This is a genomic window from Rhodoferax saidenbachensis, assembly GCF_001955715.1.
In the GTDB taxonomy this organism is placed as follows: Bacteria; Pseudomonadota; Gammaproteobacteria; order Burkholderiales; family Burkholderiaceae_C; genus Allorhodoferax; species Allorhodoferax saidenbachensis.
Genome location: NZ_CP019239.1, coordinates 2,489,364 through 2,514,181, shown reverse-complemented (window position 1 = coordinate 2,514,181; position 24,818 = coordinate 2,489,364). Strand labels below are relative to the sequence as shown.

Sequence of the window (24,818 nt, the reverse complement as noted above, 5' to 3'; positions counted from 1 at the left end):
CTCCATGAAAATAGGTGAACTGGCACAGGTGGCGCAATGCACGGTGGAGACGGTGCGGTATTACGAGAAGGCCGGTCTGCTGCCCGAGCCGGGGCGTACCGAGGGCAACTTCCGCATCTACGGCCCTGCGCATCTGGAGCGGCTGCGCTTTATCCGCAACTGCCGCGCGCTGGACATGAGCCACGAAGAAATCCACACGCTGCTGGGCCTGGCCGATGCGCCCGACCAAGGGTGCGGCGCCATCAACGCCGTGTTTGACCAGCACATCACCCACGTGGACGAACGCATCCGCGAGCTGACCCACCTGAAGGAACAACTGGCCGCCCTGCGCGAGCGCTGCACGTCTGATCAGGCGGTGGACGCCTGCGGCATCCTGCAAGGGCTGGCGGCTATGGAGACCGAGGCCCGGCCCGAGCGGCATACCCATCTGGGTTGAACCACTATGCGCCACACACATTCCGTATCACTGCACCGCGCGGCCTGGCCCGCATTGGGCGCGGCTATTTTGTTTGGCGCCAGCACACCGTTCGCCAAACAATTGATGGGGGAGGGGCTGGCCGCCACGTCGCCTTTTCTGCTGGCCGGACTGCTCTATCTGGGCAGTGGCCTGGGGCTGACGCTGCTGCGACTGCTGCGTGACCGGGGCTGGAAACCTGCGGGGCTGCCGCCACAGGAGTGGCCCTGGTTGCTGGGCGCCATAACCTTCGGCGGCGTGCTGGGGCCGTTGCTGCTGATGGTCGGGCTGGCCCACACCACGGCAGCCACGGCGTCGCTTTTTCTGAACCTGGAGGCGGTGCTGACGGCGGTGCTGGCGTGGCTGGTGTTTCGCGAGAGTACGGACCGGCGCATCGTGCTGGGCATGGCGCTGATTGTTGCGGGCGGTGCCGTGCTGGCGTGGCCCGGCGGGGATGCATCGGTCTCCGGCATCGGCCCGCTGGCCTTGGCGGGCGCGTGCCTTTGCTGGGCTATCGACAACAACCTCACGCGCAAGGTCTCTGCATCAGACGCGCTGTTTATTGCGGGCAGCAAAGGGCTGGTGGCGGGCTGTGTCAACACCGCACTGGGCTTTGCGCTGGGGGCTGCCTGGCCCACGGCGGGGCTGCTGTCGTCCGCGTTGCTGGTGGGGTTCTTGGGCTATGGCCTGAGCCTGGTGCTGTTTGTGCTGGCCTTGCGCGGGCTGGGCACGGCGCGCACCGGGGCGTACTTTTCCACCGCGCCGTTTGTCGGGGCCTTGCTCTCGGTGGTGGTGTTTGGCGAACCCACCAACACCGTGTTCTGGGCGGCTGCGGCGCTGATGGCGGCGGGCGTCTGGCTGCACCTGAGCGAGCACCACGCCCACGACCATGCACACGATGCGCTGCTGCACGGCCACAGCCACCGGCACGATGCGCACCACCAGCACAGCCATGCGTTTGCGTGGGACGGCGTGGAGCCGCACACCCATGCGCACCAGCACACCACGCTGCAGCACAGCCACGCGCATTTTCCCGATATCCACCACCGGCACCCGCATTTTTAAGTCAAATCGGCCTCCAGCCCATATGGAATATGCGCAAGCAGCTATCAAAACAGGAGTAACTGAGCATGTCAGACGCCACGCAAAGCACCCATGAACCCATGCCCGAGGCCGCGTTCACCGCGCTGGGCGACAACCGCTTTCGCGCCAGTGTTCTCACGCGAGGTCCGTGGGATCTGCAGCAGCAACATGCTGGTCCGCCCATTGCGCTGGTGAGCTACGCACTGGAGGCGGCCGCGCAGACCCACGGCCTGCAACACATGGCGCGCCTGACGGCCAACCTGCTGCGCCCGGTGCCGATTGGCGATGTCGAGGTGCGTGTGCAGGAAGACTATGTGGGCCGCAACGCCGGGCACTTCTCGGCCGTGGTGCTGGCCGGTGGCAAAGAGCTGATGCGCGCTACCGCCCTGTTCCAGCGCGAGGACGACGTGGCCCTTCCCGATGGCCTGCCCGGCCACCCGCTGCCGCTGGCGCCCCAACCACCCGCCGATGCCACGCCGCAGCGCATGCAGTTTCTGCACGACGCGATCAGTTACCCCGACCTGATGGAGACCCGCGTGGCGGTCGGCCGCATGTTCGGTGGCCCCAGTGCCGTGTGGTTTCGCTTTCGTTACCCGCTGGTGGCGGGGCACACGCCCGGCCCGTACCAGCGTGTGGCGGTGGCGGCTGATTCGGGCAACGGCATCAGCGCCGTGCTGGATTTGTCGACGCACCTGTTCGTCAACTCCGACCTCACCATCAACCTGCTGCGAAAACCCGTGGGCGAGTGGATCTGCCTGGATGCCCGCACCCACCTCTCCAGCCACGGCGGTGGACTGGCCGAGTCGGCGCTGTATGACGAGGCCGGGCTGATCGGGCGGGCCACGCAAAGCCTGTTTGTGCGCAAGCGGGCCTAGGGCACTTCGAGTGGCCGATGGCCCCGCCATTCGCGCAGTACCATAGCGCGATGCCCCTTCCCGTTATCTACCCCCTTGAGGGTGGTTGTGGTTGCAAGGCGGTTCGCTACCGCATGACCATGGCCCCGATGTTTGTTCATTGCTGCCACTGCCGGTGGTGCCAGCGCGAATCAGGCTCCGCGTTCGCGCTGAACGCGATGATTGAGTCCGACCGGGTGGTGAATCTGGGCATGGAACCAGAAATCGTGCACACGCCAACAGAAAGCAGAATGGGGCAAAAGGTCGCCCGCTGCCCCATCTGTAAAGTTGCCGTGTGGAGCCATTACGCAGGCACCGGTCCTATTGCCAAATTTGTGCGCGTAGGGACGCTGGATTGCCCTGACACACTGCCCCCAGATGTGCACATCTTTGTCCAATCCAAGCAGCCCTGGGTTGTACTGACCGGGGATGCGCCCGTCTTTGATGCGTACTACGACAGGGACGCACTATGGCCCAGGGAAAGCCTGGCACGCCGCGAGGCCTTGCTTCCCCAAATCGAAGCCTATTTAGCGAACCGGCCCAAGGTTGCCGGTGTGTAGGAGGGCCAGGCTGCCTGCTTCACGCTGTCGCGCACACCCCTGCGCGGGCGTGTGCGCCCCGGTTTACGCAAAGATATAGCGGTCGCTGAAGGCCATCAGTTGCTCGGTATAGATCGACTCCTGTGCCGGTAGGTAGGGCGGGTTCTGTGTGCCGCTGAACTCCACATACGCGCCATTGGGCAGTGCGTGCTGCCCCAGCAAAATGCGGGCGAGCAACTGCGCAGAGCCTTGCGGCGTGCTCGTGCCCTTGAGCATCTTGCTCACCACGGGCATCACGTACTTCCACACCAGATTGACCAGCACCCCTTGCTCGCGCGCCAGGCCTGTGCCGGCCATCAGGCCAGGGTCGTAGGAGAAATAGCGGCGCTGGCCAAGCTCGCGGGCCGCAAAGTGGCGTGCCGACAACACGTTGAGCCCCTTGGAGCTGGCGTAGGCATCGCGGTTGATCTGGGCCGCATTGGGCGCACTGGCGTATTGGCCCTGGGCCAGCGCCTCGGGTGCCAGGTAGTGGGCACCCAGAAAGCCGAAGTTCTTGGCAACGCGGTCTTTCGGATCATGCGTACCGCTGGCCGTCCAGCCCACGATGGCATCGGGCTGGAGCAGAGGTTCCAGTGCACGCAGCAGCACGTGGTGGGACAGATGGTTGACCGCAAAGCTCTGCTCCAGACCGTCGGCGGTGCGGATCACCGCGTCGGCCGATTGCACGCCGGCATTGAACATGACTGCGTCCAACGGTGCCGACAATTGCGGCGCGAAGCTGCGCACACTGTCCAGGCGCGCCAGATCCAGCAGCGGGGTACTGAGGCTGGCATGGGGCAGGGCGGCGCGCAGCTGTTCTGCGCGTTGGGCATTGCGCACGGGCAACACCAGATGCAGGCCGGGTTGGGTAGACAGGCGCTGCGCCAGGGCCAGGCCCAGGCCGGAGGTGGCACCGGTGATCAGAATGGTTTTGTGCATGAGAGGCTTCAAAAAAATTAGTGAGGACGGAATAATATGAACAATAATTCAGTTTTGATATTCGCATTCCACCATGCCAACCAAGCCTAGCCTTTCTCCAAGGAAACCGCCAGTCCAACGGCGTTCTCAAGAGACTTTGAAGGTCATTCACGAAGCAAGTATTCAGGTTTTGCTGTCGCACGGCATCCATGGCCTCACGACCACCCGCGTGGCGGAGCGGGCCGGCGTATCGGTGGGCTCGGTCTACCAGTACTACCCCAACAAACAGGCGATGCTGGCAGCCGTGCTGCAGCAGCACCTGGAAGACGTGATCGGTCAGATGGAAGCCGTGTGCCGCAGCCACCGGGCTCGCACGGCGGCCGAGATGGCGCATGCCTTGGTGAATGCATTTATCGACGCCAAGCTGGCGCGCTCTGACGTGTCGCAGGCCCTGTACGCCATCCCGTCTGACCAGGGCCGCGATGCGGTGACTGCCACCATGACGCAGCGCGCCCAGCTCGCCATCTGCGATCTGCTGGCCAGTTGCACCGACCGGCGCTTTCAGGACCCCAGCCTGGTGAGCTTTGTGTTGACCACCTCCCTCATCGGCCCCGCCCAGGTGCTGGTGACCACGCTGCCGCCCGTAGCGCAGCGGGAAGCGATCAAGAAGCAGTTGGGCTTGATGGCGCAGAGCTATCTGGAGCGGGCGGGCGATCCGTTATAAAACCCGAAGCACTTGGCGGCGGGCTGGCCGAGTCAGCGTTGTATGACGAGGCGTGTCTGATCGGGCGGGCCACGCAAAGTTTTTTGTGCGCAAGCGGGCGTAGGGCACTCAGTGGGGTAGCGCACAGACAGCGCCCAACTGCTGCACCACCATGGCGCCATGACATACCAAGGCGCAAAGGCTCGTCCCCTCGACGACGAGACAAAACGGTTCTTTTCAGTTTCCAAAATTCGTTTGGATTCAGCAGGATGGGCAACGCATGTCCTGTGGAGCGAGGTGAATCCCAAAACCAATGGCGATGTGGGTGAACCGGTCGTCGTACCCGTGGCGGACGTTGTGGATGCCATTCGTGATGGCGCCCATGTGTCTGCCACCTATCTGCAACCGAACGCGCACTTGCCAGACATTGGGTTTGAAGTGGTTGAACGCTGGGACGGCAGAGATGCGATCGATTTGGTCAAGCGCTCTGGCGCTGACTCAGCCCGGTCTGTAGACATGACAATGCTGGCGCCCCTGGATGACCAGGAACCCACTCCCACGCGCGCCCGCGTGGCGAACACACATGCGCGACCGAAGCGGGTATTTGCAGTGTCACAGGTTGGATTGGATGGCGACGGGCGTATTACCGAGGTGTTGTGGGGCCAGGTCGACACCGCCAGAAATGCGTGGGCCAGGCCAGAAATGCGCGCGCCGGTTGCCGATGTCGTTGACGCACTTCGTACAGGTGATCAGGTGTTTGCGCTATTTCCATCCACCCACGGACACATGCCAGACCGCGAGTTTGTGCAGGCCAATTACGATGGAAATGTACGCACTATTGTGTTGTTCGGGCCTGCTGCGTATGCGCGGGAAATCCACGACATGGATCGCATCGCGAACTGACCCTTGAGGCCCCTGACATGGCGCGCTGTCCGCTATTTCAGGGGAACGGTTGACGGGCCAATATCCTGCAAGGGCCCTAGCGGGTTGGTCTTGACATCGGATTCATTGACGGTCGGTTGCCCGCCCCAATTGCGGTACACCACCACGTCGTCCATCAACAGGATGACGGCGTTGAACCGCCAGCCGGAGGTTTCTGTATGCCGGGAAAAATTGAAAAAATCGGCGAAAAAGTTGCCGGTTCTCACCGCGGTGATGTGCGAAGCGTTCAGTTCGATGCCATGGCAACGGTCACGCGCTTCCAAGCAGGCCACGATGCCGGGGTCCAGATCCGGCTTTTCCAGGATGCTGGAAGGAACAAACAGCCTGACGACATCCGCATGCGTCAACAGTTTTGCATTGGCCAGCTTGAGAGGGTCAATTCCCAGCGTCTTCAACGTCTCCATGTCACTGTGCATGGGCACCAGGCTTGCCACCGCATGCTGTGCATCCGCAAACGTGCTGAACGGGGAGTTGTCGTTTTGCGAATGGGGCAAGAAACTGGAACAACCGGCGAGAAAAAACACGCCGGCCAGGCAGAGCCACCGCACAGGGCCGCCAACATACAAGATTGATCGTCGATGGCCCGACATGGAGGCGCCCTTTTTTTCTGGTCAAGACATTGAATCATTCCGCTATGGAGCAATCCTTATCCAGAGGAAATTTTCACACGCACGTCGGTGGACGGGATGATCTATGTCAAGTAATCAAAAACATGGGTGCGATTCTTTCGACTAACGTGACTCGCTATCCCTGACCACCATGTTGCCCCACTGCATGCGCTCTGTGGCCATCGATGCAACGACCTTTGCGCTGTGCCGGTCTGACCGGTTTTCGTGCCTGGACGACACCGCCATCCAGACGCACGCGATCATGCCTAGAATCGTTGCCACCCTATGAACGCTTCCAACACGCCCCACAAAACCGCATCACTCCAAGCCCTGGCGCTCGCAGCCGCGTGCTCAGCAGGTTTCCTCTGGGGAACAGGCGCCTTGGTGGTGAACATACTGATCGCCAGCCACGGGTTCACGCCAGAGAACATTTCCTTCTGGCGGTTCAGCGTTGGCGCTGTCGTGTTGCTCGCCGTGTTTGGCCGCAAGATGCGTTGGGCGCAATTGCAGCCTCTGCTTGCGGCGGTGATCGCCGCTGGCATCGCGATGGCGGGCTATGTGTTGTTGTGGTTCCTGGGCATTGAGCGCATTGGCGCCGCCATCCCCACGCTGATCGCACTGTGTCTGCCACCTGTTCTGGTCACCATCGTTGCCGTGGTGCGCGGCCAGGAAAAGCTGGACGCGTACCTGGTCACGATTCTTGTCGCGGCCTTGGTCGGGACGGTGTTGATCGTTGCCCGCGATATCGGTGAGTCTGGTGGCTCCGGGCGGCGAAATATGTTCTTGGGCGTCGCGTTCGCCATTGGCTCTGCGCTTCTGTATGCGGGCTTCACGCTCATCAGCGGCCGCCTGTCCAAGAGCCTGGGGGCAGGGCAGGCGACCACCTGCCTGACGGTCGTAGCCGCACTGGTGATGGGTCTCTCGGCCATCTACCGGCCACTGCATTGGCCCAGCGGCGTTCCGCCGCAGGCCTGGTTTCTCTATCTGGGGGTGGTGACTGCCGCGCTCGCACTGCTGGCCTTCAGTTGGGGCGCCGCCCGGCTGAGCCCGACGGCCTTGACGGTTGCCACGCTGGTGGAGCCACTCACCGCCGTCCTGCTGGCGGCGCTTTTTCTGGGCGAGCAGTTGAGCGGTTTGCAGTGGTTGGGTGGCGGCCTACTGTTGCTGAGCATTTGGGGGCTGGGTCGCAGGTCTCCCGCTGCTGCCCACTAGACCGCATCTACCCGGTCACGCTCTGGCAAGTCACCCAGCGGCACCACGCACAGTCTTACGCCATCCAGCGTGAGCGCAAGCATTGGTGTGGCGGCGGGCGCGGGCGGCTGGTGAGTACGCCAGAGGCCTGACTACGGCGCCGCGAGGCGGGTTTGTCGCACCAGCTTGGGCGACGCATCAAACCACCGCTTGCAGGCTCTGGTGAAAGAGCTTTGCTCGTTGTAGCCCAGCATGGTGCCGACGGTCTGCAGCGACAGCGCCGCATTGCCCAGGTACTCGGTGGCCAGGTCACAACGCAGCTCGTCCACGATGGACTCGAAATAAAGGCCCTGCTCGGCCAGCAGGCGCTGCAGCTTGCGTTTTTGCATCTTGAGCTGGCCCGCAATGTTCTCGATGGTGGCGCCGCCGAAGGCAAGCTGCTCAGCCACCAGCGCTTTCACCTGCTGGGCCAGGTCCAGCGGATGGCGCCGCATGATGGTGGCGATATAGCCTTCCGCCGTGGCAACGAGTTCCGGGTCTGCATGCGGGACCACAAAGTCCAGCGCCCGCCGGGGCAACACAATCGCGTCGGTCTCCTGCTCAAAACTGCACGGGCAGCCGAAAGACTTTTCGTACACACGCGGAGGCACGGCCGGCGCGTGCCGCAGCAATATGCGTGCTTGCGCGGCTTCGGAGGGGACCATCGTGGACCACAGCTTGGCCGCCATGCCGTATGACTGCTCCACGATCTGCCGACTGGGTGTGCCCGGCTGCAGGTTCAGGGCGTAACGCACGCAGATGACATCCGGGTCCGCGTCGTCCGCAATCTGAAAACTGGCCCCGGGCGTATGAAAGGCAAAGTGGCGCATCAGCCCCACCAGCGCGTCGCCTACCGTCTGCGCATGCAGCACGATCAGGGCCAGCGGCCCATACAAGGTGAGGTCCTGGCAGCGCGACAACTGCAGCCCAAAGTCTTCCATCTCCAGGACCTGCGCCGCATGGTCATACAGGCTTGCCAGGCTGTCGAGCGAAATGGGGAGGTCTGGCTTGGTCAACGCGGCCAGGGGAATCTTGCAGCGCGTGAGCAGGGCTTTGGGGTCACCGCCGTGCGCTTCCACCAGCATGCGAAAGCCGCCCAGCGCGCGTGCCTGAATCATCTCTTTTGCCATCCCCGCAGACACGTTTTGCACCTCGTAACTTGTCACCAAATGACAATACTTTAGCGCACCGTACCGCCAGAATCTGCCTTGACTTTGTCGGAGACATGCCATGGATACGAATAAAAAAACATTGCAAAGCCTGGGTGCGCCCTGGGTAACCGCGCGCTCAGCCGAACTTTTCGATTGGGCGCCAGGCCAGGTGCTCAAGCTGTTCCACGCGGGCTTTCCGGCAGAAGCGGCCCACTGGGAAAGAGAAAACCTGCAGGAGGCGCACGCTTTGGGCGTAACGCAAGTGCGTTGTTATGGCGAGGTGGAAGTGGAAGGGCGCAGGGGGCTCATCCTGCAAAAAATTCCAGGCAAAACGCTCACCGCGTGGGCCGACACCAATCCCTTGAACTTCTTCGCGCTGCCCCGCGCACTGGCGCGCCTGCATGCGCAGGTGCACGGGGGCGAAACCCAGAAGCTGCGCGATATCAAAACCATCATCGGAGAATGCCTCGCACTCCCGTCCATGGACTTTCTGTCGGGCAGCGATAAAGACGCTCTGCTAAGTTATGTGGCTCAACTGCCCAACGGCAACACGCTGCTGCATCTGGACTTTCATACGGACAACATCCTGAAGTCCAAAGAGGTTGAAACGGTGATCGACTGGGCCACGGCGGCCCGGGGCGCGGTGGGTGCTGACCTGGCCATGACCTACTTTCTGTTCACCGAAGCGGAGCTGTTTCCCGGCATCACGCGGTTTCAGGAAATCCTCTACAACACCGCACGCAAGTTCATCTACCGGCGCTACTTTCAGCATTACCTGGCGCTGCGCGGCCTCGAAGCCGCTGATGTGATGGCGCAAATTCAGGCCTGGTACCTGCCCATCATTGTGTACCGCCTGGCCACCTGGCAGGCCACCACCGAAGTCGCGCGTTTGCAAAAGAAGATTCTGGAGGCCGTGCATGCGCTCCCAAGCGCTTGAGTTGGCGGCAGGGCAGGCGTGGGACCTGGTCGTCATTGGCGGTGGCATCACCGGCGCATCGGTGTTGCGGGAGGCCGCGCGGTCCGGCCTGCGCAGCCTGCTGCTGGAGCAACGCGACTTTGCCTGGGGCGCATCCAGCCGCTCCGGCAAGTGGGTGCACGGCGGGCTGCGCTACCTGCAGCAAGGCCAGATGAATGTCACCTGGCACTCGGTGCGCCAGCGCGAGAAACTGTGCCATGAACTCACCGGTTTGATTGACATGCAACCCATGCTCTGGCCGCTCTACAAAGGGCAATTGGCAGATGAAGTGCTGATCCGTGCGGGGCTGTTTGTATATGACCTGATCGCGGGCAAGCGCTGGCGGCGCAGCATGCCTCTGGCGGCCGTGCAACAGGCATTCCCCGACCTGCACGCCCCCCATCTGAAAGGTGGCATCTGTTTCTACGAAGGGCAGACCGACGATGCACGCATGACGCTGCGTGTTCTGCAGGAGGCCCGCAAAGCCGGTGGTGTCGCCCTGAACTACGCACCGGTCGTTGGGCTTCACCGGGAAGGCAATCTGGTGCGGGGTGTGCAAGTTGCCACGTCGTCAGCGCAGGAGCCGCTGCGCATCCAAGCCAAACAGGTGATTGCCGCCACCGGCGCCTGGTCTGACGGCATCCGCGCGCACGTTGCGCATGACAAAAATTCTCGCCTGCGGCCGCTGCGTGGAAGCCACTTGGTCTTTGATCGCGTGCGTTTGCCCATCGACGCAACGATTGTGCTGAAGCACCCCAGAGACCGCCGGCCGGGTTTCATCGCACCGTTTCAGGGGCGCGTGATTGTCGGCAACACGGACCTGGACCACGACCAGGACATGCGCAAAGAGGCATCCATCACGCCCTGGGAGGTGGACTATCTGCTGGAGACCGTGCAGCACTACTTTCCTGCGTTGCAGATAGGCCGCCAGGACATCATCGCCACGTTCTCCGGTGTGCGGCCTGTTGTCGATTCGGGTGCGTCCGATCCGTCTGCGGAGTCGCGTGACCATGTGGTGTGGCACGAAGATGAGCTCATCACCATCGGCGGCGGCAAGCTCACCACCTTCCAGCACATTGCGCTGGATGCCCTGCAACGCGCGAAAGCCAAGTTTCCGCAGATGAAGTTGGACGGGCCGCCTGGTCCCATCCTCACGCAGCCCAACCCGTCCCTCGGTGTGCCAGACTCCCTCTCCGCCGCGCAATGGCAACGTTTGCAGGGCCGCTATGGTGATGCGGCCAGCGCCATGGTGTTGGCGGCAGAGCCCGGCACGCTGACCCTGATCCCCGGCACGGAGACGCTGTGGGCCGAGCTGGTGTGGTGTGCCGCGCATGAAGATGTCCAGCATCTGGACGACCTGCTGCTGCGCCGCACCCGCATCGGGATATTGCTCGCAGAAGGCGGGCGTAGCTATATGCCCCGGATCCGGGAGTTGACCCAGCCCGCACTTGGCTGGGCGGACGACCAATGGCATGCGGAAGAAGCCCGCTACCTGGAAATCTGCCGCCAGCATTACAGCGTTCCACCCGTGCCCGGGAGCGATGCATGAAGTTCCAGCCGCAACGCCAATTGCTGGTGGACTTGTGCCAGCAGCTCTCGCACCAAGGCTACTTTGCAGGAACCGGTGGCAACATCATGCTGCGCCTGGATGCAGCCCACGTGGCCGTCACGCCGTCGGCCACGTCTTACGCCACGATGTCTGCAGAGGATATTTGTGTGCTGTCCTTGCGCAACCTGAAGCAGACCGAGGGCGCGAAGGTCCCGTCGGTAGAAAGCAGCCTGCATGCCCATGTGATGCGCCTGCGGCCCGACGCAGGGTGCACGATCCACACCCACCAGCCCACGGCCAGTGCCTGCGCCTTGCTGGGTGATGCGCCGACTGTTCCACCCCATCTGCAGGATTCGCTGGGCGCCCACATCGCTGTGGTGGGCTACGCCCCATCGGGCACCGGCCTTCTTGCAGCCAAGCTGAAGTGGGCCGTGCGCGACGACGTCAACACCTATTTGATGCGCAACCACGGGGTGGTTTGCTGTGGCAAGGACAGTTCCACAGCCATGGCGGCTATCGAGAACCTCGAAGCTTTGGCAAAAAACCACCTTCGCGCGTTGATCCAGCGAAGGCGCGATGACGAAAAAAATATGCCCGCTGCACTTGCCCATTTGTTAACGGAAATCTGTGATGACCTCGCACGCTAGTTCTCCACAGCCGCCCGAGATTGCAGCCTGGGCGCAAACCCGCGACCGCCTGCGGGCCCACGGTTTGTTCAATGGCCCGGGGTCTGCGGTGTCCCTACGCGTGCCTGCGACCCATGCCTTGTGGTTTGGTCGGGCAGACGATGCCGCACCGTTGTGTATTGCCATCGACGGAGGTGTGTTTCAGGACGAGGAACTTCGCCTCCACCAAGCCATTTACCAGCACCGTACCGACGTCTGCGCCATCGCCAGCGGGGTGGGCCGTTATGGCCAGCACCTGACGGAGTGGGGAGGGCGCATGCCAGGCATCTTTGATGAACAGGTGCGCCACTTGGGCGCCATGCCTTTCCCGGCGGTGAACGATGCGCTCCTGCAGGCCGCACTCTCCCATGGCACGAATGCGCTGTGTCTATACGGCCAACCCGTTGTGCTGGGTATGACGGCGGAACGCCTCGTTCTCAACGCCGAATTGTTTGAAAAGTGCGCCAAGGCGTTTGGCCTGGCAACCGCCACGGGGCGCAGTGTCAAGGCCCTGCCGTGGCTGGTGCGCTGGGTGGCCAACCGCCGCCTGTTCAAGGACCAGCAAAAGGCCATAGGCCGTGTGCGCCAGGGGCTGCTGCCGCAAGAGTCTGCAGGGTATTAATTTTTAGGAGTCTCGACTTATGCCACGTTACGAATTGTCTGGCCGCGTTGTTGTTATCACGGGGGCAACGGGCGCGCTGGGCAGCGCCTTGGCGCGGGCATTGCGTGCCAAAGGTGCGCGCATTGCCCTGTTGGCCAGAGATATGGACAAGGCGCAGGCCCTGGCCCAGGAACTGGGCGGCGCAGAGGTGGCCCTGGCGTGCCGTGCAGATGTGCAGTCTTATGACGAACTGGAGCACGCCATGGCGGCGGTAGTGAGTCACTTTGGCCGCATGGATGTGGTGCTGGCCAATGCCGGCATTGACCACGTCGCACCCATGGTCCACATGGACGCGCCCACCTTTGAGCGGGTCATCGACATCAACCTCAACGGCGTGTGGCGAACCTTCCGTTCCAGCCTGCAGCATGTGCAGGCGCAGCAGGGCTACCTGATGGCCATTTGCTCCATGGCCGCCTTCGTGCATTCGCCCTTGCAAGCCCACTACACAGCCAGCAAGGCCGGCGTTTCGGCTCTGTGCAACAGCGTGCGGCTGGAGCTGCGCGACCTGAACGTGGGTGTGGGCTGTGTGTACCCCACCTTCTTCCCGTCGCCGTTGCTGGAGCGCATGCAGGACGACGATGCTGGCAAAAAACTCTGGAGCGGCAACCAGCGTGGCCTGTGGGAAACGGTTTCTCTGGAAGACGTGGTGGCAGGCATCGTGCATGGCATCGAGCGCCGCCGCAGTACCGTGGTGGTGCCCAAGCGCAATGCCTTGGTGATGCTCATGCCGGGCCTGTTTCGCCTATTGATCGAACCCATTGGCTTCAAGCGCGCCGCCGTCAAAGCAGCAATCGCCTTGACGCGCCCGCGCTGAACGCCTCGCCGACTTCAAGCGAGCCGAGGTAGAAGCTGCGGTGAAAGCCGCAAAGCGCAGAGATTCATTTGCAAAAAAGCTTGCCGACTTGGCCGTGGTTCTCAAGGACTGAACAGGAAATGCTATAAAAATAGAAGCTGCTCACGCACGTTCTATGCGGGTTTCAGGCCAATTTCCCTCCTGAAACCCAGCGAAACACCTTTGAAGATCAAAGCGCGTTGATCGAAGGCAGCAGCCCGCCCCGGCGGGCTAAGCACTTCTGGAACCAAGACCTTTGGCACTCACATCCGCCAGCGCCTTGAACACCGCAGGTGTGCGTTCCAGCCGTGCAATCGTTCGTGCACCTTCAAGGGCAGCCGTCAACGCGGTTGCGGTGGAGGCTGCGCGTTTGGGAGTAAAGCCACATCCCCGGAAATGCTCCACAGCGATGTTGGTGGACTCAACAAATCCGCGCGCTATCCGTTCGGTTAACGCAGCGTCCAGCCCGGCCAGCTCATTCGCCAGGTTTTGCATCAGACACCCATATTGGAAGTCCGAAGCGACCATGTCTGCTGCGGCCGCGCTACAAAGCTGTTTGACGAAGGCCAAAGCGTCGCCTTGCGTGTTCTCGGAGATCTGTCGAATCGACGTCGCTCTGTTAGCAACATAGCGATCGATCGTTTCCTCAGCAAGCTGCGTTTTGCCGCGCGGGAAGTGAAAGTAGAAGGATCCTTTCGGGGAGCCGCTCTCTTCCAGGATCTGCGTCAATCCGGTCGCAGCGTAGCCCTGCATCCGAAACAATCGCTCGGCGGCGTCTATCGCGCGAACGCGGGAGTCAGTGATACGTGGCATATGGGTGTCATTTTACGCTACCGCTTGACTTTACTAGGGTGATCGCCATACTATGGTGATCACCTTATTAAAACCAGTTTCACTGGAAAGTCTCTATGCCAATTTCCAAATCCGCCGTTCCGATGACCATCAATCGGCGCAACGCCATATTTTTAGGAGCCGCCATGTTTGTTCGTTCTGCTTACGGGGAAACTTCAAGCGATGCCATATGGCACAACAAAATCCCCCCCTTGTTGAGTGAACCTGCCGTTGATATCGACAAGGACCCCAACCTTCTGCACAAGTACGCAGACAACGCAGGAACGAAAATCCACTATGTCACGATGGGGTCCAACAAGAATCCGCTGATGGTGTTTGTGCACGGCTTCCCCGATTTTTGGTATTCGTGGCGAAATCAGATTCAGACGTTCTCAAAAGACTACCAGGTGGTCGCAGTTGATCTGCGTGGCTACAACATGAGTGGTCGGCCAGAAGGTGTCGACAACTACAAGTTTGCGGTTCTGCTTGATGACATCCGGGCCGTGATCAGCGCAGAGAGCAACGGTCGCAAGGCCATCCTGGTTGGACACGACTGGGGTGCCGCCTTGTCGTGGCTCTTTACCGGGCAAAACCCAGACCTTGTCGAGAAACTTGTCGTTCTCAGCGTCCCGCATCCCGGCGCCATCAAGAAGGAATTCCTCCCGTGGAACCATCCGCTCGCACAGCTTGATGCCAGCGCCTACGCCACGCGCTTCTTGGCGCAAGGCAAAGGCGACAACTTAACGCCGCAAGATTTGGCCTATTGGGTTTTGGACCCGCGGGCCAAAAGCCGATACATCGAGGCATTCACAAAATCCTCCCTCACATCCCTGATGAACTATTACAAAGCCAACTACGCCTTGTCTCAGGTTGCGCTCAGCTTTTTTGATTCAAGCATGAAGAAGATTTACAGTGCCCCAATCAAATGCCCGGTTTTGCATTTGCATGGAAGCGAGGAGCACCACGCTTTGGTTAGCACCATGGAATTGGAAAAATCATGGATGGAATCTCCCGGCAATCTCACCGTCAAAATAATCCCCGGAGTTGGCCATTTCATTCAGCATGAAGTACCCGACTACTTGGACAAGACGATTGCAGCTTGGTTAAAGACATAGCTTGCGGTGGGGCGTTGGTACATGATTTTGCTGAGTCTGCTATCAAAATAGAAGCTGCTTGCGCATATTCAACGGGGGGCGGAGTCAAATCCAAGTGCAACACAAGCTGAGTTTATTGGATGGAGTCAGGAGAGTGCTCAAGCTTGGCCAGCCACTGGCCGTACACCTCCAGCGGAGTCAACCAGCCCAGCGTCTTGCGAGGCCGTCCATTCATCAAGTCAGCAATCCCGTCGAGTTGCTCCTGGCTGTAACCCGACAGGTCTGTCCCCTTTGGCAGGAACTGTCGTACCAAACCGTTGGTGTTCTCATTGGTGCCACGCTGCCAAGGACTGTGCGGATCACAGAAATACACGGCAACCCCGGTGTTGGCTGTCAATTGCGCATGGTGAGCCATCTCACGCCCCCGGTCATAAGTCAGTGTTTGGCGCATAGGCTTGGCAATACCGTTGAGCTTGTCCGTAAACGCTTGCAGCACGTGGGCTGCAGTGGCTGGGTTGGGATGCGGCAGCTTTACCAACATCAGGAGCCGGGTGCTGCGCTCTACCAGGGTGCCCACAGCACTGAGGTTGCCTGCTCCTTTGATCAAGTCACCTTCCCAGTGACCAGGGAACAGTCGATCCTCAACCTGCGGGGGACGTACATGGATGCTCAAGAGATCAGCGATCTGACCGCGGCGGTCTTCGCCACGTGAACGGGGCCAGCGCTTGGTGCGGGCCAGACGCAAACAGGCAATGAGCTCGCGGCGCAGCTCACCCCGGGGTTGGGCGTAGATGACGTTGTAGATGGTTTCGTGAGAGACGCGTTGGTGCGCCTCATGCGGATGCAGTGTAGCTAGGCGAGAGGCAATTTGCTGGGGTGACCAACGCAGTTGCAATAAGGCGTGCACAGAGGCGAAGAGGGCATTGCCCGCCACCAGCTTCGGGGGCGGTCTGCTGTGGCGACGCCTGCGCACAAAGCGCTGTTGTGCGAATCGGCAACTATAGGCACCAGCACCGCTGTTTCGGTTGATCTCACGACTCACCGTGGAGGGGGCACGACCCAGTACTCGGGCTACCGCCCGGATACTCAATCCGAGCTCAAGGCATACAGCAATGGTCTGGCGCTCTTTGTAATCGAGCTGTTTGTACTCTTGGTTCAGTTTCATGGACACACCTTATTGAAGTTTCAATCGGTGTGTTGCACTTCACTTTTGAGCGAGCCGGGGCTAGAGGCCAATTTGACTCATAAAACCCAGTGAAACGCCTTTGAACATTAAAGCGCGTTAACCGACGGCAGCAAGCCCGCCAGGTGCTTGCGGCCCAGTGGCGTGACCTCCAGCGCGCGTTCGCCGTCATGGCGGCGCAGCCAGCCTTGTTGCAGGCAGTGTGCCAAGAGCGCCTTGGGCAGCTTGCCCGCCATGTGGTCGCGGCGCTCGGACCAATCGAGGCAGCGGTAGGCCACGCGGGTGGGGGTGGACGGCTTGGCTTGGTCCATGCCATCCACCGCAAAGCCCATTGCATCCAGCGCGGCCTTGCCGTGCGCGGTGAGCAGGTAGCCATCGCTGACGGGCGCGAGCCACTCTTTGGATAAGAGCTGCGAAAACAGCTCCACGCCCAGTTGCCCCGCCAGGTGCCCGTAGCAGCAGCGGGCAAAGCGCAGCCGCTGGCGCGTGGGGTTGGCCCAGGTGGCGGTGTGGGTGCGGCGCTCGGCAATCAGCGCCACCGCCTCCAGCGCGTGGGCCACTTCGTCGTCGGCAAGCCGGTAGTAGCGGTGCCGCCCGCGCTGCTCGCACACCAGCAGCTCTGCCGCCATCAGCTTGCCCAAATGCCCGCTGGCCGTGGCGGGCGTGACGGATGCGGCCCGCGCCAGCTCGCCCGCGCTGGCGTAGTCGCCCGCCAGCAGGTAGCTGAGCATGCGCGCACGCGTGGCGTCGGCAATCACCGCGGCAACGCTGGCCAGCTTGGGCTCGTAGGGTGTGGCTGACGGCGCAGCTGGTGCGGCAGTAAAGGGGGCGGATTTCATGCGGCTTCAATATAGCCGGTGGGTGCCCGCAGGTAGCTGGCGGGCACCGGCTGGGGGAAGCTGCGCTCTTCCTTCAGGATAAAACGCTCCTGCTGCGCAAACGCAAAGTTCGCCTGCGCCTCATCGTCCGCGCGCAACCGCTGGCGGTAGGCCTCATACGCCGCCAGGCTGGCGAAGGAGATCAGCCCCCACGCCTCGTAGTTGCTGCCCTCATGCGGCACAAAGTAGCCCAGCAAATGCCCACCCAGCCGGGGGATGATGCGGGCCCAGTTTTCAGCATAGGCCGTGAACTGGTCTTTCTTGAACGGGTCGATTTCGTAGCGGATGAAACAGGTGATGGTCATGGCGGCTCCTCTGGCTGGTGATGAGAGGAGTCTCAAGGACGAATGCGGGGAATGCTTTGGTGGGTGACGAAATGATGGGTAAGGCTGTTAGCGGAAATTCGCCAGAGAAAGTGCGCGATGCCCCGCTAGTATCACTGCTGCTGCACCAGAGTTACTGGGTTATCGATGGTGTTCGCTATCAAAAGAGAAGCGGCCTACGCAAATTCCGTGGACTCTGGAGCCCGATTTTGTTTGCATGTCCAACTGACACCCCGGCCTTTTTGTTGAGGATCGCAACCCCACTAGGCTCACGATTGAGTTATAAATCGAGCACTTAAAGAATGCTGGGAGGCAATCATGGTGCAGGGGAATATTGCTGGTAAGCCAAGTTTGACGGTGATGGCAAGCTGAACGAATTGCTATGCCAAACCCGCCGTCCCTAACAAATGAACAGAAGACACGCCTTTCCGTACTTGAACCCGCACTTCGAGCAGCGGTTTATGCAGCGGATTACCAGCAAGCGAAAGAGATAGCAAAAGATATCCAAATCCTGCTTCGTGCAACCGGTCACGAAACTCGATTGATGCGGTCAAAGACTTGGCTCTTTGAGGCGGCATTAAATGCTGGAGAACTCTTTACGGCCGAGGCCGGTTTTCGCGGAATCTGCGCGAAAACAGCCGAAAGTACACGCGTTCATTTGGAGGCCAAGGCACTGCTTGTCGTTTGCTTGATTCGGCAAAAAAAGATATCCGAGGCTGAACCATTGATTGCAAAGGTGTTGCAAGGAAAGTCGATTAAGGATGCAGCACGTAGGCGGAGTTTTATTGAAAGCGTGACCTCCCGCTATCAGCTCGAAAGTTATATATCGGCTGTACGTGATCGTCTGCACGAGCCATTGTTGCCGGACTCAATCGATGCAGAGGCTATCGAAGCCGTGAAGACTAAAACTGAAGACGAGCTTTACGCACAAATTGCAGCGGCCTTGCCGCGTGACGTCATTGAATTTGTATTTCGTGTAGATAGGGCTTCTCGAGAAAAGCTAACCATGACTGAGGTCTTGTATTTGCCAGCTCCAGCCATGCTTGAGAAAAAAGTGGAGCAAGGTCGCAGCTTCTTCGCTTCGCTAAAGCTAGTGATCTGGACGTCGCTTTGTGATCCTCAAAGTGAGATATACAAGGCTTGGTATACCAACGGGATGGCGCATGTATTGAATAAAAAATATTATGCGATCGCCGTGTCAGCCGCACTACTTGATTTGGGGTTTGCTGCAAAAGCGGTTGCGGTGCCAGTGACGGCGTTGTTCATGAAGCTTGGCGTTGAGGTCTATTGCGATCGTTACAAGCCGGGGGAAATTCTTGATGGCCGGGATGAAAAAAGGCCTAGTTAGGCGCGATGCACGCATCGTATTTCTTTTGGTTTCGTCACCCTGCATAGAGTAATAAAAAACACAACACATTGGCAATCGGTCGGTCTGGCGTGAATTACGGTTGCGAACCTAGCGTACGTGCTGCATAGGATATCTACTCCGCCGCCTCCAACCCATTCGCAAAATGCTCCCGCATCCTTTCCTGCGTGCTGCGCCCCGCATCCCGCGCCAGCAGCGCGGCCATGATGGCTTGATGTTCAGCCAGTGACTCGGCGATGCGGCCGGTCTTGAGCAGGGAGTTGTGGCGGTTGAGCTTCATGACCTTGCGCAGGTCGGCCACCATCTGGTCATGCCAGCAGTTGCTAGATATCTGACTTACTTCGATTCGGTTGAATTACTTTCGACCAGTTGACACGCCTTCAATTTCGAATAAACTAATTAACAAATAAGTTAATTTATATTCATGTCCATCGATAAAGTCTTTGAAGCCTTGGCATCCAGCCCGCGCCGCCAAATCCTGGCCTATTTGTCTGAAGCGGAGCTGAGCACCTCGCAACTGGCCGAGCGTTTTGCAATGAGTACGCCGGCTATTTCTCGTCACCTGTCAGTGCTTGAAAACGCTGGGCTGGTGATTAGTGAACGCCAAGGTTCGTTTGTGATGTATCGCCTCAATGCGGACAACCTTGTCACCAGCCTCACAGGCTTCGCATTTGAGCTTTGCCCTGTAGCCGGCCCGTTGAAGAAGGAGTCGCGCGCGCTGGCAAAAGGCAAACAGAAGCCATAACCCATTGCTTGTTGTAAAGGACTCGATATGTCTGAAATTCCTCTAAGTCTGAAGTCCCACCGTGTTCAATTGGATCAGGCAACAAGTGTGCTTCAGGGCACCGTTGAGTTGTCATGGACCAAGTTTCTTTGGTTTGTTGGCATGGCGGGCGCTGCGCTTGTTGGTGGGATGGCAACGTTGCGCTGGGATGCATTTGCCGTATTCGTGTTGGTGACGGGAGCGGTTCTGCTGTTAGGTCATTCATTGGGTAGCCATCGCAAGCTGATCCACAACAGTTACCAATGTCCCAAGTGGCTGGAAAACATATTGGTCTATCTTGGTGTACAGGTTGGCCTGGCAGGGCCGCTCGGGCTGATGCGCCAACACGAACTGCGTGACTTCGCGCAGCGCCTGTCGGACTGCCATCCGTATTTGCGACATGGCAGCTCCTTCTGGCGAGATGCGTGGTGGCAGCTTTGCTGTGAATTGCATTTGGCCCATCCACCGGAAATCCATATTGAGCCGCGTGTAGCAAACGACCGCTTCTTCCTTTGGCTGGAGCGCACCTGGATGCTTCAGCAATTGCCGCCGGCACTGCTTTTGTATTGGCTGGGAGGCTGGGCTTATGTTTACTGGGGTGTTTGTGCACGCGTAACGGCTGGCGTGTTAGGCCACTGGTTGATTGGGTACTTTGCCCACAACCACGGGGACATGAATTACGAAGTGCAGGATGCGGCAGTTCAAGGACGCAATATCCGCTGGACTTCTTTGCTCACCATGGGCGAGTCGTGGCACAACAATCATCATGCATATCCGGGCTCCGCGAAGTTGGGACTGTTCGCTGGCGAATGGGACCCAGGCTGGTGGGCCTTGGTGGTGTTCCAAAAGCTGGGTTGGGTCTGGAGCGTCCGTTTGCCAGAAGATCTGCCGCTACGCAAGGAACTCCGAACCTGTCGGTTGGCTGCCTGGTCCGCCGCCGGATCGTCTTTCGGGCTGGCTCAACTGTTTGCGTTGTGCAGGCGCGCTGGTAGTGTTCGACCGTATCCAGATGCGCGCATAACTGGCCCCGCAGCCCACATCTCAGCGCATTTTTTGCAAACGCTGGTTGGCGCAAGAGTGCACTTTGACCACGACCCGTCGTTGCGAAGGCTGTCACTGCACTATGGGCAAGCTCGCATACAAGGCTTGCCCGCTCTATGCATCGCAATGTGCACACGTACGGGACTGTTCAAAGGTCTGGCTCTGGTGCTGTTGCCCTTTGCATTCTCTTGGGAACGCGGACGGACCTTGGTAGGAGTTTGAACGCATGAGTACCAATTCGCGCCCCGTTGTTTTGCTGGTCTACGACGCGGAGTGCCCTGCTTGCGACAACTATTGCCGTGTGGTCCGCATTCGCGAAACGGTGGGGGAGTTGGTTTTGGTGGATGCGCGATCGAATGATCCGGTGCTGGCTGAAATCACCAACCTCGGTTGGGACATCGACCAGGGCATGGTCGTCAAACTCGGCGGTGTGCTGTATTACGGCGCAGACGCAATCCACGCTCTGGCGCTGATTGGCAGCACATCTGGCATTTTCAATCGCCTGAACTACTGGCTCTTCAAGTCGCCATGGCGTGCAGCAGTGCTGTATCCCGTGTTGCGCAGTTGTCGCAATCTGCTGCTGAAATTATTGCGTAAGACCAAGATCAATAATTTAGGCATAGCGGGCAACGCGCGGTTTTAGGTGCTACTCCGCCGCCTCCAACCCATTCGCAAAATGCTCCCGCATGCGCTGCTGCGTCAACACTGCATCTCGCGAAGTCAGGGCCAGCATGATGGCCTGATGCTCGGCCAGTGACTCGGCGATGCGGCCGGTTTTGAGCAGGGAGTTGTGGCGGTTGAGTTTCATGACCTTGCGCAGGTCGGCCACCATCTGGTCGCGCCAGCGGTTGTTGGCGATGGCGAGCAGGCGCATGTGAAAGCGCTCATTTGTCGCGAAGAACTCATCTGTGTTGGCCTTGCCGGCAGCAATGGGTTTCGCCGCAATCTCCAGCTCTTTGTGGATCGCTTTCAACTCCGCCAGTTCAGCATCGGTGGCCTTGGTGGCGACAACGCCCGCCGCGTCGCTCTCCAGCAGGCTGAGCAGGTGGTACACATCGCTCAGGTCGGTCTTGGACACCTCGGTCACATAGGCGCCACGGCGTACCTTCATGGTCACCAGGCCTTCGGCGGCCAATACTTTCAGCGCCTCGCGCAGGGGGGTGCGGCTGATGCCGTATTCCTCGGCGATTTTTAATTCGTCAATCCAGTTGCCAGGTTCCAGCTCGCGCTTGAAAATGCGCTGGCGCAGCAGCTCGGCCACTTCTTCATAAAGCGGGCGTGGCGCGAGTGATTTGCTGGCTAAGGGAGCAGTAGAGACGGCCGTCATGCCCAAAGTGTAAGTGAAAATACGTATTCTGAATTCATAATTATGAATAATGTAAACTCTGCGTACCTTTTGAAACCGTCTGGGCTGACCCCGGCGGATACAGCACATGACCGATAAAACTCCCGAATTCAAAACCGCCACGCTGGACGCCTGGGCCAAAGCCGCCGCCAAGTCCGCTCCCGGCGGCAATGTGGACGCGCTGAACTGGATCACGCCCGATGGCATCGCGGTCAAACCCCTCTATACGGCGGCAGACACGGCCCACTTGCAGCACGCTGACACGCTGCCGGGCTTTGAGCCCTACCTGCGCGGCCCGCAGGCAACGATGTACGCCGTGCGCCCCTGGACGATCCGCCAGTACGCGGGCTTCTCTACCGCCGAAGAGTCCAACGCCTTCTACCGCAAGGCGCTGGCCGCAGGCGGGCAGGGCGTGAGCGTGGCGTTCGATCTGGCAACGCACCGCGGCTATGACAGCGACCATCCGCGCGTAACCGGCGACGTGGGCAAGGCCGGTGTGGCGATTGATTCGGTCGAGGACATGAAGATCCTGTTCGACCAGATTCCGCTGGACAAGGTATCGGTCTCGATGACGATGAACGGCGCGGTGTTGCCGGTGTTGGCGGGCTATGTGGTGGCGGCCGAAGAGCAGGGCGTGAGCCAGGACCAGTTGAGCGGAACGATTCAGAACGACATTCTGAAAGAGTTCATGGTGCGCAACACCTACATCTACCCGCCCGCGCCCAGCATGCGCATCATCGGCGACATCATTGGCTACACGGCCAAGAACATGCCCAAGTTCAACTCGATCAGCATCTCGGGTTATCACATGCAGGAGGCGGGCGCGAACCAGGCGCTGGAGCTGGCCTTTACGCTGGCCGACGGCAAGGAGTATGTGAAGACAGCGATTGCCACCGGGCTGGACGTGGACGAGTTTGCCGGGCGCCTGTCGTTCTTCTGGGCGATTGGCATGAACTTCTATCTGGAGGTTGCCAAGATGCGCGCGGCGCGGCTGCTGTGGTGCCGCATCATGAAGGGCTTTGACGCGAAGGCGCCCAAGAGCCTGATGCTGCGCACGCACTGCCAGACCAGCGGCTGGAGCCTGACCGAGCAAGACCCGTACAACAACGTGGTGCGCACCACCATCGAGGCGATGGCCGCGGTGTTTGGCGGCACGCAAAGCCTGCACACCAACAGCTTTGACGAAGCCATTGCGCTGCCCACTGAGTTCAGCGCGCGCATTGCCCGCAACACGCAGCTCATCATCCAGGAAGAGACGCACATCACCAACGTGATCGACCCGTGGGCGGGCAGCTACATGATGGAAAAGCTGACGCAGGACATGGCCGACGCGGCCTGGACCATCATCGAAGAAGTCGAGGCCATGGGCGGCATGACCAAGGCCGTGGACAGCGGCTGGGCCAAGCTGAAGATCGAAGCCGCCGCCGCCGAAAAGCAGGCGCGCATCGACAGCGGGCAGGACGTGATCGTGGGCGTCAACAAATACAAGCTGAAGACCGAAGACGTGATTGAAGCGCGCGATATCGACAACGTCGCGGTGCGCGACGGGCAGATTGCGCGGCTGCAAAATATCAAGGCAAATCGTGACGCAGCCCGCGTAGACAGTGCGCTGGCAGCTATCACTTTTGCAGCAGAGAACGGCACGGGCAACCTGCTGGACCTGACGATTCAGGCCGTGCGCCTGCGCGCCACCGTGGGCGAAGTGAGCGACGCTTTGGAGAAAGCCTTTGGCCGCCACCGCGCCGATACCAACAAGGTCTCGGGCGTGTACGCTGCGGCTTACGACTCTTCCAATGGAGACACGATGGAATACTGGAACGTGTTGAAGGCCGACATTGCAGGCTTCGCCGAGAAACAGGGCCGCCGCCCGCGCGTGATGATCAGCAAGCTGGGCCAGGACGGCCACGACCGCGGCGCCAAAGTGGTAGCCACCGCGTTTGCCGACCTGGGCTTTGACGTGGACATGGGCCCGCTGTTCCAGACCCCCGAAGAATGCGCCCGCCAGGCGATTGAAAACGACGTGCACGCGGTCGGCGTTTCCACACTTGCCGCAGGCCACAAGACGCTGGTACCCGCCATCATTGCCGAGCTGAAAAAGCAGGGCGCCGACGACATCATCGTTTTCGTCGGCGGCGTGATCCCGCGCCAGGACTACGACTTTTTGTACGCCGCAGGCGTCAAAGGCATCTACGGCCCGGGCACGCCGATCCCGGTAAGCGCGCGCGACGTGCTGAGCCAGATTGAAAAGGCGCTGGCCTGATGGCTTTGCATTCCCGTTTGGCGTTTGAGCCGGTGGTCGGGCTGAGCCCCCTTCCCCTTGGGTTGAGTCCCACCCCGTTCGGGCTGAGCCTGTCGAAGCCCTGAGCCAATCCTAGAACCCATGCGCCCCTTCTTCGTTTATTTGCTGCGCTGCTCCGACAACTCGTACTACTGTGGCCAAACCGACGACATTGCGTCACGTTTGCAGCAGCATGACGCCGGTGAGATCGGATACACCTTGACACGCAAGCCGGTGCAACTCGTTTGGCAAGGAGAGTTTGATACGCGCGAGGGCGCGATTGCGTTTGAGCAGCAGATCAAGGGTTGGTCGCGGGTGAAGAAAGAGGCGTTGATAGCTGGCGATTGGGAGCTGGTCCAAGAATTGGCGAAATCAAAAAATCCCGTTCGAATCACCAATCTCACCGTTCGCCCTGAGCCCTTCGACAAGCTCAGGACAGGCTCTGTCGAAGGGCAGCGTCCCGTTCGGGCTGAGCCTGTCGAAGCCCTTGCAAC

The 24,818-nt window shown here is 60.2% G+C and carries 26 protein-coding genes and 2 pseudogenes; 19 read left to right on the top strand and 9 right to left on the bottom strand.

Annotated elements, in window-relative coordinates; translation table 11 throughout:
- The first annotated feature begins 4 nt into the window (after positions 1–4).
- The 4 genes from cadR (at position 5) to RS694_RS12040 (ending at position 2,990) form a co-directional block, all read left to right on the top strand.
- On the top strand, positions 5–436 hold the full coding sequence (gene cadR / locus RS694_RS12055; protein WP_029708900.1) for a Cd(II)/Pb(II)-responsive transcriptional regulator: 432 nt from the start codon (positions 5–7) through the stop codon (positions 434–436).
- A gap of 6 nt (positions 437–442) precedes the next feature.
- Positions 443–1,519 (top strand): DMT family transporter, encoded by a 1,077-nt coding sequence (locus RS694_RS12050; RefSeq protein ID WP_051392028.1) that lies wholly within the window; start codon positions 443–445, stop codon positions 1,517–1,519.
- A 65-nt stretch (positions 1,520–1,584) separates the two neighbouring features.
- Entirely contained in the window at positions 1,585–2,412 is an 828-nt protein-coding gene (locus tag RS694_RS12045) for a thioesterase family protein (protein ID WP_051392029.1), read from the top strand.
- A 50-nt stretch (positions 2,413–2,462) separates the two neighbouring features.
- The gene (locus RS694_RS12040) at positions 2,463–2,990 is read left to right on the top strand and encodes a GFA family protein (RefSeq protein ID WP_029708903.1); all 528 of its coding nucleotides are present in this window, start codon (positions 2,463–2,465) and stop codon (positions 2,988–2,990) included.
- A gap of 63 nt (positions 2,991–3,053) precedes the next feature.
- Here the strand turns inward: RS694_RS12040 and RS694_RS12035 are convergent, their stop codons facing one another.
- Positions 3,054–3,947: an SDR family NAD(P)-dependent oxidoreductase gene (locus tag RS694_RS12035; RefSeq protein ID WP_051392030.1), complete on the bottom strand. Its 894-nt coding sequence runs from the start codon at positions 3,945–3,947 to the stop codon at positions 3,054–3,056.
- A gap of 136 nt (positions 3,948–4,083) precedes the next feature.
- Here RS694_RS12035 and RS694_RS12030 point away from each other — a divergent pair, with 136 nt between their 5' ends.
- A complete protein-coding gene (locus RS694_RS12030) occupies positions 4,084–4,650 on the top strand; it encodes a TetR/AcrR family transcriptional regulator (RefSeq protein ID WP_161631574.1) in 567 nt (188 codons plus the stop codon).
- Between the two features lie 159 nt (positions 4,651–4,809).
- Entirely contained in the window at positions 4,810–5,532 is a 723-nt protein-coding gene (locus RS694_RS12025; RefSeq protein ID WP_152528873.1) for a hypothetical protein, read from the top strand.
- A 32-nt stretch (positions 5,533–5,564) separates the two neighbouring features.
- Here the strand turns inward: RS694_RS12025 and RS694_RS12020 are convergent, their stop codons facing one another.
- Positions 5,565–6,161, bottom strand: coding sequence for a hypothetical protein (locus tag RS694_RS12020; protein ID WP_029708907.1), 597 nt, complete (start codon positions 6,159–6,161; stop codon positions 5,565–5,567).
- A gap of 303 nt (positions 6,162–6,464) precedes the next feature.
- Between RS694_RS12020 and RS694_RS12015 the strand changes: the two genes are divergently transcribed.
- On the top strand, positions 6,465–7,391 hold the full coding sequence (locus RS694_RS12015) for a DMT family transporter (RefSeq protein WP_029708908.1): 927 nt from the start codon (positions 6,465–6,467) through the stop codon (positions 7,389–7,391).
- Between the two features lie 131 nt (positions 7,392–7,522).
- Here RS694_RS12015 and RS694_RS12010 read toward each other — a convergent pair whose 3' ends face one another.
- Positions 7,523–8,527, bottom strand: coding sequence for an AraC family transcriptional regulator (locus tag RS694_RS12010; protein WP_037247930.1), 1,005 nt, complete (start codon positions 8,525–8,527; stop codon positions 7,523–7,525).
- Between the two features lie 112 nt (positions 8,528–8,639).
- On the opposite strand from RS694_RS12010, the gene RS694_RS12005 reads away from it, so the two are divergent.
- The 5 genes from RS694_RS12005 to RS694_RS11985 are packed head-to-tail and all read left to right on the top strand — an operon-like array spanning position 8,640 to position 13,204.
- Positions 8,640–9,497, top strand: coding sequence for an aminoglycoside phosphotransferase family protein (locus RS694_RS12005; protein ID WP_029708910.1), 858 nt, complete (start codon positions 8,640–8,642; stop codon positions 9,495–9,497).
- On the top strand, positions 9,478–11,064 hold the full coding sequence (locus tag RS694_RS12000; RefSeq protein ID WP_029708911.1) for a glycerol-3-phosphate dehydrogenase/oxidase: 1,587 nt from the start codon (positions 9,478–9,480) through the stop codon (positions 11,062–11,064). The genes RS694_RS12005 and RS694_RS12000 overlap by 20 nt, the downstream gene beginning before the upstream one ends.
- Positions 11,061–11,711, top strand: coding sequence for a class II aldolase/adducin family protein (locus tag RS694_RS11995; RefSeq protein ID WP_029708912.1), 651 nt, complete (start codon positions 11,061–11,063; stop codon positions 11,709–11,711). The genes RS694_RS12000 and RS694_RS11995 overlap by 4 nt, the downstream gene beginning before the upstream one ends.
- A complete protein-coding gene (locus RS694_RS11990; RefSeq protein WP_029708913.1) occupies positions 11,695–12,351 on the top strand; it encodes a hypothetical protein in 657 nt (218 codons plus the stop codon). The genes RS694_RS11995 and RS694_RS11990 overlap by 17 nt, the downstream gene beginning before the upstream one ends.
- 19 nt (positions 12,352–12,370) lie before the next feature.
- Positions 12,371–13,204: an SDR family NAD(P)-dependent oxidoreductase gene (locus tag RS694_RS11985; protein WP_029708914.1), complete on the top strand. Its 834-nt coding sequence runs from the start codon at positions 12,371–12,373 to the stop codon at positions 13,202–13,204.
- Positions 13,205–13,453: 249 nt separating this feature from the next.
- Here the strand turns inward: RS694_RS11985 and RS694_RS11980 are convergent, their stop codons facing one another.
- Positions 13,454–14,035: a TetR/AcrR family transcriptional regulator gene (locus RS694_RS11980; protein WP_029708915.1), complete on the bottom strand. Its 582-nt coding sequence runs from the start codon at positions 14,033–14,035 to the stop codon at positions 13,454–13,456.
- Positions 14,036–14,130: 95 nt separating this feature from the next.
- Between RS694_RS11980 and RS694_RS11975 the strand changes: the two genes are divergently transcribed.
- On the top strand, positions 14,131–15,168 hold the full coding sequence (locus RS694_RS11975) for an alpha/beta fold hydrolase (RefSeq protein WP_206538114.1): 1,038 nt from the start codon (positions 14,131–14,133) through the stop codon (positions 15,166–15,168).
- A gap of 112 nt (positions 15,169–15,280) precedes the next feature.
- Here RS694_RS11975 and RS694_RS11970 read toward each other — a convergent pair whose 3' ends face one another.
- From RS694_RS11970 to RS694_RS11960, 3 genes are all read right to left on the bottom strand, one after another.
- Positions 15,281–16,312, bottom strand: a complete 1,032-nt coding sequence (locus RS694_RS11970; protein ID WP_029705989.1) for an IS30 family transposase — start codon at positions 16,310–16,312, stop codon at positions 15,281–15,283.
- A gap of 107 nt (positions 16,313–16,419) precedes the next feature.
- The gene (locus tag RS694_RS11965; RefSeq protein ID WP_051392039.1) at positions 16,420–17,169 is read right to left on the bottom strand and encodes an ArsR/SmtB family transcription factor; all 750 of its coding nucleotides are present in this window, start codon (positions 17,167–17,169) and stop codon (positions 16,420–16,422) included.
- On the bottom strand, positions 17,166–17,513 hold the full coding sequence (locus tag RS694_RS11960) for an NIPSNAP family protein (protein ID WP_029708988.1): 348 nt from the start codon (positions 17,511–17,513) through the stop codon (positions 17,166–17,168). The genes RS694_RS11965 and RS694_RS11960 overlap by 4 nt, the downstream gene beginning before the upstream one ends.
- Positions 17,514–17,913: 400 nt before the next feature.
- Here RS694_RS11960 and RS694_RS11955 point away from each other — a divergent pair, with 400 nt between their 5' ends.
- Positions 17,914–18,879: a hypothetical protein gene (locus tag RS694_RS11955; protein WP_037247998.1), complete on the top strand. Its 966-nt coding sequence runs from the start codon at positions 17,914–17,916 to the stop codon at positions 18,877–18,879.
- Positions 18,880–19,012: 133 nt separating this feature from the next.
- On the opposite strand, the pseudogene RS694_RS11950 reads toward RS694_RS11955, so the two are convergent.
- Positions 19,013–19,228, bottom strand: a pseudogene (locus RS694_RS11950) (FCD domain-containing protein); the annotation flags it as partial.
- A gap of 93 nt (positions 19,229–19,321) precedes the next feature.
- Here RS694_RS11950 and RS694_RS11945 point away from each other — a divergent pair.
- Genes RS694_RS11945 through RS694_RS11935 form a run of 3 tightly spaced genes read left to right on the top strand, consistent with a single transcriptional unit; the run spans position 19,322 to position 21,344 of the window.
- Positions 19,322–19,642: an ArsR/SmtB family transcription factor gene (locus tag RS694_RS11945; RefSeq protein ID WP_029708985.1), complete on the top strand. Its 321-nt coding sequence runs from the start codon at positions 19,322–19,324 to the stop codon at positions 19,640–19,642.
- A gap of 27 nt (positions 19,643–19,669) precedes the next feature.
- On the top strand, positions 19,670–20,923 hold the full coding sequence (locus RS694_RS11940; RefSeq protein WP_076069625.1) for an acyl-CoA desaturase: 1,254 nt from the start codon (positions 19,670–19,672) through the stop codon (positions 20,921–20,923).
- Between the two features lie 4 nt (positions 20,924–20,927).
- On the top strand, positions 20,928–21,344 hold the full coding sequence (locus tag RS694_RS11935) for a DCC1-like thiol-disulfide oxidoreductase family protein (protein ID WP_029708983.1): 417 nt from the start codon (positions 20,928–20,930) through the stop codon (positions 21,342–21,344).
- A gap of 3 nt (positions 21,345–21,347) precedes the next feature.
- Here the strand turns inward: RS694_RS11935 and RS694_RS11930 are convergent, their stop codons facing one another.
- A complete protein-coding gene (locus tag RS694_RS11930; protein ID WP_029708982.1) occupies positions 21,348–22,028 on the bottom strand; it encodes a GntR family transcriptional regulator in 681 nt (226 codons plus the stop codon).
- A 106-nt stretch (positions 22,029–22,134) separates the two neighbouring features.
- Here RS694_RS11930 and scpA point away from each other — a divergent pair, with 106 nt between their 5' ends.
- Both scpA and RS694_RS20865 read left to right on the top strand, forming a co-directional pair.
- Complete coding sequence (gene scpA, locus RS694_RS11925) at positions 22,135–24,306, top strand: methylmalonyl-CoA mutase (RefSeq protein WP_029708981.1); 2,172 nt, start codon at positions 22,135–22,137, stop codon at positions 24,304–24,306.
- Positions 24,307–24,426: 120 nt separating this feature from the next.
- Positions 24,427–24,633 (top strand): annotated as a pseudogene (locus RS694_RS20865) (GIY-YIG nuclease family protein); the annotation flags it as partial.
- Between the last annotated feature and the right edge of the window lie 185 nt (positions 24,634–24,818).